Raw genomic sequence first — 4,318 nt, forward strand, 5'->3', positions numbered from 1 at the left:
TCGGCGCGGCCGGCGCCGGCGGCTCGGCGGGGTCGACGTCGGCCGGGTTCCTCGCGAAGGTCGGCGGCGCGAAGGCGATCGCGGCGGCCGGGGGCACGGCCGCCGTCGTGGCGGCGGGGAGCGGCGTCGCGGTGTGGCAGGCGCGGGACGACGGCCCGCCGCCGCGCGCGTTCACGCCCGGCGAGGTGACGCTCGCGTCCGCGACGATCGGCGACCCGTCCATCAACCTGGCCGAGGGAACGGTCCGCTTCATGCAGGTCAGCGGGCATTCCGACCCGGCCGTCCAGCGGCGGATCAACGCGGCGCTGCGTGCGCCGGTCGAGCAGTCCGTCGCGGACTACCGCCACTTCCTCGACCAGATGGGCGGGCTGCCGAGCCAGGCGGTGCCGGGGCCGCCGCGCCCCATCGAGATGACCTCGGACGTCGTGTACCGGGGGCCGCGGCTGCTGTCGGTCCGGTACCTGGTGAGCGTCCCGGTGTACGCGGGCGGCGGGTACGACCGGCGGCCGAAGGCCGTCAACGTCGAGCTGGCCACGGGCCGCGCCCTCGGGCCCCGGGAGATCTTCACCGAGGCGGCGCTGCGGCGGTCGTCCCTGGCCGAGCTGTCGCGGCGCATACCGCCGCCCCCGGACCGGAAGCGGGAGATGTGCACGTACAACCCGCTGGCCGAGCGGACGCGGGGCGAGCGGCTGTTCTACGGCGTCTCGTTCTCGCTCACCAAGGACCGGCTGGAGACGATGTTCACGCCGAGCGAGAACTGCCTCGTGCCCGACTTCTTCGCGCCGAACTCGGTGCCCTACTCGTCCATCGAGGACCTGATCCGGCCGGAGGTCCTCAAGCTCGCGACCGCGACGACCCCGCCGTGATCACGCCCCGGTGACGCTCGGGACCTCGCCCGCGACCGATTCGGGGACCTCGGCGGGGCGGCGGTGCTCCAGGGCGACGCGCAGCTGGGCGCGGCCCCGGTGGATCCGCGAGCGGACGGTGCCGAGCTTGACGTTCAGCGTCGCGGCGATCTCCTCGTAGGTGAGGCCCTCGATGTCGCACAGCACGACGGCGGCGCGGTACTCGGGGGCCAGGCCGTCGAGGGCGCGCTGGATGTCGGCGTCGAGGTGCCGTTCGTCGTACGCCTGCGCGGGGCTCGGTTCGCGGCCCTGCAGGCGTTCGGCGGCGTCGTCGGCGAGCGCGTCGAAGCGGATGCGCTGCTTGCGGCGGGCCCGGTCGAGGAAAAGGTTCGTCGTGATCCGGTGCAGCCAGCCCTCGAACGTGCCCGGACTGTAGGAGGACAGCGAACGGAAGACCCGGATGAAGACGTCCTGGGTCAGGTCCTCGGCGTCGTGCCGGTTGCCGGTCAGGCGGTACGCCAGCCGGAACACCCTTGTGGAGTGCTCGGTGACGATCTCCTCCCATGTCGGAGGCGTCCACGCCATTGCGCCTGGGCTCACCACTACCCCCGTCTGATGCTGAATCGTTACGACCAAGCATGCCGGTACCCGGATAAGAGGCGTGTAAGGACGGGCGGCGTGGCCGGATCCGGGCGCGCTTTGTGATCCATCTCATTGGACCCGCTGTCCAGGGTCATTGAGTACTTACCCGCAACCCGAGCATGATTCGGAAGGACCTTCTCACCCATCCCGAAAGGCGAGGACGGCCCATGGCGCGAAGCTACAACCTTGCGGATCTGATCGAGATCCTGGCGGCGGCGGGGCCGGACCGCCCGGCGCTGGTGGCCGGGGACGAACGCCGCACGTTCGCCGAGCTGAGCGCGCGGGCGAGCCGGGTGGGGCACCACCTCGCCGACGCGGGCGTGCGGGCCGGCGAGCACGTCGCGATCCTCGCCTACAACCGGGCCGAGTGGATCGAGGCGATGCTCGGCGCCTTCAAGATCAGCGCCGTGCCGATCCCGGTGAACTACCGGTACGTCGCGGGCGAACTCCGCCACGTCCTGTCCGACTCCGACTCGGTCGCGCTCATCGGCGAGCGGTCGCTGCTGGCGCGCGTCCAGGAGGTCCGCGCCGACCTGCCGAGGCTGCGCCACGTCGTCGTCCTGGAGGACGGCGGGACCGGCGACGTCCCCGGCGCCGTCGAGTACGAGGCGGCCCTCGCGGCGGCCGACCCGTCCGACGACTTCCCGGCCCGGTCGAACGACGACCGGTACATCATGTACACGGGCGGGACCACCGGGTACCCGAAGGGCGTCGAGTGGCGCTGCGAGGACATCTTCTTCGGCGCGCTCGGCGGCGGCAACGTCCTCGGCGACCCCGTCACCAGCCCGGAGCAGCTCGCGGAGAACGCCGAGCAGGGCGGCATGGCCGTGCTCGACTGCGCGCCCGTCATGCACGGCGCCGGGCAGTGGGTCGCGTTCATGGGACTGTTCAACGGCGCGAAGGTCGTCCTCTACACCGACCACGCGTTCGACGCCGACAAGGCGCTGCGGCTGGTCGCGGAGGAGCAGGCCAACGTGCTGATGCTGGTCGGCGACGTCATGGCGCGGCCGGTCGCCAAGGCCCTCGCCTCCGGGGAGTACGACACCTCGTCGCTGCTCGGGGTCGCGTCCGGCGGGGCGCCCCTCACCGAGGGCGCGAAGGCCGCCCTGCAGGAACACCTCCCGAACGTGATGTTCCTCGACAACTACGGCGCCTCGGAGACCGGCGCGTGCGGGCCGTCCGTCGGCGGCAAGGAGGGCACCGCCCGGTTCATGATGAAGCCGGGCATCACGGTGCTCGACGACGACCTGAAGGTCGTGAAGCCCGGCGAGATCGGGAAGCTGGCGCGCAGCGGGCACATCCCGCTCGGCTACTACAACGACCCCGAGAAGACCGCCTCGACGTTCTTCACCGACGCCGACGGCACCCGCTGGTCCGTTCCCGGCGACTACGCGAGCCTGGAGGAGGACGGCACGATCGTCCTGCTCGGCCGCGGCTCACTGGTGATCAACACGGGCGGCGAGAAGGTGTACCCGGAGGAGGTCGAGGTCGCGCTCAAGGACCACCCGGACGTCGACGACGCCGTCGTCGTCGGGCTCCCGGACGAACGGTTCGGGCAGGTCGTCGCGGCCGTCGTGGCGCCCCGCCCCGGCGCGGCGATCACCCTGGAGGAGCTGACCGAGCACTGCCGCGGCCGCCTCGCCGGATACAAGCTGCCGCGCCGCCTCACGGTCGTCGACGAGGTGCAGCGCACGGCCGTCGGCAAGTCCGACTACAAGTGGGCCAGGAGCGTGCTGACCTCCTGACCGGGTCAAGAATTCATGGGGGCGCGCGGGGCGTGACTTGGGTGCGTTCCCGCGCATAACCTCCCCATGACCGAGGACCGTCCGGTGCCGCTCGCGCGACGGTACCGCCTGCTCTCGATGGTCGGCAGCGGCGGCATGGGCACGGTGTGGCGCGCCCGCGACGAACTCCTCGGCCGGGACGTCGCGGTCAAGGAGATCCGCGTGCCCGCCCGCGCCACCGCCGCCGAACGCGCCGCGCTGGGCCGCCGGCTGCTCACCGAGGCCCGCGCCACCGCCGCGCTCCGGCACCCCGGCGTCGTCGCCGTCCACGACGTCCTCGTCGAGCGCGGGCGGCCGTGGATCGTCATGGAGTTCCACGAGTCGCGCTCCCTCGCCCGGCTCATCGACGAACGCGGCCCGCTCGGCGTGCGCCGCACCGCCGAGATCGGCGCGGCCGTCCTGGCGGTGCTGCGCGCCGCGCACGCCGCCGGAATCCTGCACCGCGACGTCAAACCCGCGAACGTGCTCGTCCGCGACGACGGCCGCGTGCTCCTGACCGACTTCGGCCTCGCCCTCCACACCGGCCGCCTGCGGGACGGGGACGTCCCGGACGCGGGGGACGATCGCGAGCGGCGGCGCGTGCGCGCGGCGTGGGACGTCCGGGAGGCGGACGTCCGGGAGGCGGGCGGCGGCCGGGAGCCCGGCGGCGGGCCGGGCGCGGGCGGGATCGAGGGGTCGCCCGCGTACCTGCCGCCCGAGCGGGTCGGCGGCCTGCCGGGCGTGCCCGCGTCCGACCTGTGGTCGCTCGGCGCGACCCTGTACGCGGCCGTCGAGGGCGAGTCCCCGTTCCTGCGGTCGCACGCGCTGGGGTCGATGGTCGCGGTGCTGCTCGGCGACTACCCGCGTCCCGCGCGGGCGGGGGCGCTGGCGCCCGTCATCGAGGGGCTGCTGCGGCCCGACCCGGACGACCGGCTCCCGGCCGACGAGGTCGCGCGGCTGCTGGACGCGGCGGCGGAACCGGACGAGCCGCTCGTCCCGCGCCCCCGGGCGCCCTGGCGGCAAGGCGGGGCCGGGCGGCCGCCGGTGCGGCGCGCGCGGACCCGGCCG

The 4,318-nt window shown here is 73.9% G+C and carries 4 protein-coding genes; 3 read left to right on the forward strand and 1 reads right to left on the reverse strand.

What is annotated here, in order from left to right; all coding sequences use genetic code 11:
* Window positions 1-866 (forward strand): hypothetical protein (locus ACFQ11_RS37195; protein WP_378307581.1); only part of this gene is annotated, 866 nt, incomplete at its 5' end.
* On the opposite strand, the gene sigE is transcribed toward ACFQ11_RS37195, so the two are convergent.
* Window positions 867-1,430 carry an RNA polymerase sigma factor SigE gene (sigE, locus tag ACFQ11_RS37200; protein ID WP_378307587.1) on the reverse strand — a complete coding sequence of 188 codons (564 nt, stop codon included), beginning with the start codon at window positions 1,428-1,430 and terminating at the stop codon, window positions 867-869.
* A gap of 224 nt (window positions 1,431-1,654) precedes the next feature.
* On the opposite strand from sigE, the gene ACFQ11_RS37205 reads away from it, so the two are divergent.
* Entirely contained in the window at window positions 1,655-3,232 is a 1,578-nt protein-coding gene (locus tag ACFQ11_RS37205; protein ID WP_378307583.1) for an acyl-CoA synthetase, read from the forward strand.
* Window positions 3,233-3,298: 66 nt separating this feature from the next.
* Window positions 3,299-4,318: serine/threonine-protein kinase (locus ACFQ11_RS37210; protein ID WP_378307585.1), on the forward strand; the 1,020-nt coding region annotated here is incomplete at its 3' end.

This window comes from Actinomadura sediminis (genome assembly GCF_042675525.1).
Lineage (GTDB): Bacteria > Actinomycetota > Actinomycetes > Streptosporangiales > Streptosporangiaceae > Spirillospora > Spirillospora sediminis.